Origin of the sequence: Faecalibacillus sp. H12 (assembly GCF_013361255.1) — a bacterium.
GTDB lineage: Bacteria > Bacillota_I > Bacilli_A > Erysipelotrichales > Coprobacillaceae > Faecalibacillus > Faecalibacillus intestinalis.
The window spans coordinates 1,871-3,645 of sequence record NZ_JABWDK010000058.1 but is presented as its reverse complement, the minus strand read 5'-3'; the positions used below and the strand labels follow the sequence as shown (position 1 = coordinate 3,645).

The 1,775-nt window shown below is 50.5% G+C and carries 2 rRNA genes (1 of these 2 cut by a window edge); both read left to right on the top strand.

The features are described 5' to 3' along the window. Positions 1-1,283, top strand: a 16S ribosomal RNA gene (locus tag HUU89_RS14340); the annotation flags it as partial. Between the two features lie 210 nt (positions 1,284-1,493). Beyond that, positions 1,494-1,775, top strand: a 23S ribosomal RNA gene (locus HUU89_RS14810) (its annotated part continues 1,870 nt past the right edge of the window); the annotation flags it as partial.

Here is a 1,775-nt window from a genome sequence, read left to right as displayed (position 1 = left end):
GTTGGTAGGGTAACGGCCTACCAAGGCGACGATGCGTAGCCGACCTGAGAGGGTGACCGGCCACACTGGGACTGAGACACGGCCCAGACTCCTACGGGAGGCAGCAGTAGGGAATTTTCGGCAATGGGGGAAACCCTGACCGAGCAACGCCGCGTGAAGGAAGAAGTAATTCGTTATGTAAACTTCTGTCATAGAGGAAGAACGGTGGATATAGGGAATGATATCCAAGTGACGGTACTCTATAAGAAAGCCACGGCTAACTACGTGCCAGCAGCCGCGGTAATACGTAGGTGGCGAGCGTTATCCGGAATTATTGGGCGTAAAGAGGGAGCAGGCGGCACTAAGGGTCTGTGGTGAAAGATCGAAGCTTAACTTCGGTAAGCCATGGAAACCGTAGAGCTAGAGTGTGTGAGAGGATCGTGGAATTCCATGTGTAGCGGTGAAATGCGTAGATATATGGAGGAACACCAGTGGCGAAGGCGACGATCTGGCGCATAACTGACGCTCAGTCCCGAAAGCGTGGGGAGCAAATAGGATTAGATACCCTAGTAGTCCACGCCGTAAACGATGAGTACTAAGTGTTGGGTGTCAAAGCTCAGTGCTGCAGTTAACGCAATAAGTACTCCGCCTGAGTAGTACGTTCGCAAGAATGAAACTCAAAGGAATTGACGGGGGCCCGCACAAGCGGTGGAGCATGTGGTTTAATTCGAAGCAACGCGAAGAACCTTACCAGGTCTTGACATCGATCTAAAGGCTCCAGAGATGGAGAGATAGCTATAGAGAAGACAGGTGGTGCATGGTTGTCGTCAGCTCGTGTCGTGAGATGTTGGGTTAAGTCCCGCAACGAGCGCAACCCCTGTTGCCAGTTGCCAGCATTAAGTTGGGGACTCTGGCGAGACTGCCGGTGACAAGCCGGAGGAAGGCGGGGATGACGTCAAATCATCATGCCCCTTATGACCTGGGCTACACACGTGCTACAATGGACAGAGCAGAGGGAAGCGAAGCCGCGAGGTGGAGCGAAACCCATAAAACTGTTCTCAGTTCGGACTGCAGTCTGCAACTCGACTGCACGAAGATGGAATCGCTAGTAATCGCGAATCAGCATGTCGCGGTGAATACGTTCTCGGGCCTTGTACACACCGCCCGTCACACCATGAGAGTCGGTAACACCCGAAGCCGGTGGCCTAACCGCAAGGAAGGAGCTGTCTAAGGTGGGACTGATGATTGGGGTGAAGTCGTAACAAGGTATCCCTACGGGAACGTGGGGATGGATCACCTCCTTTCTAGGGAGAGAAAGTTGTGCTTTCTTGTTTGGTTTTGAATGTCCTGGACATTCAAGAGGACATTGAAAACTGGATAGTAGTAAAAAAAATTGCGAAAACGATAAAGAAGAGATTAGACATTAAATAAAAGGTCTAGTACGAAAAGTCGAAAGTAACTAAGATTTTACAGCAAGTGTAAACGAAAAAAAGTTCAAGCAAGCAAACCTAGAAGGTAAAGCAAGAAAGGGCGTATGGGGAATGCCTAGGCACACTCCGGCGAAGAAGGACGCAGCAAACAGCGAAATGCGACGGTGAGCGGTAAGCACGTGAAGAGCCGTCGATATCCGAATGGGGGAACCCACACGGAGTCATATCCGTGTATCACATGTCGAATACATAGACATGATGAGGCGAGACGCAGGGAACTGAAACATCTAAGTACCTGCAGGAAGAGAAAATAAGAATGATTTTCTGAGTAGCGGCGAGCGAAAGGGAAAGAGCCCAAACCGATCT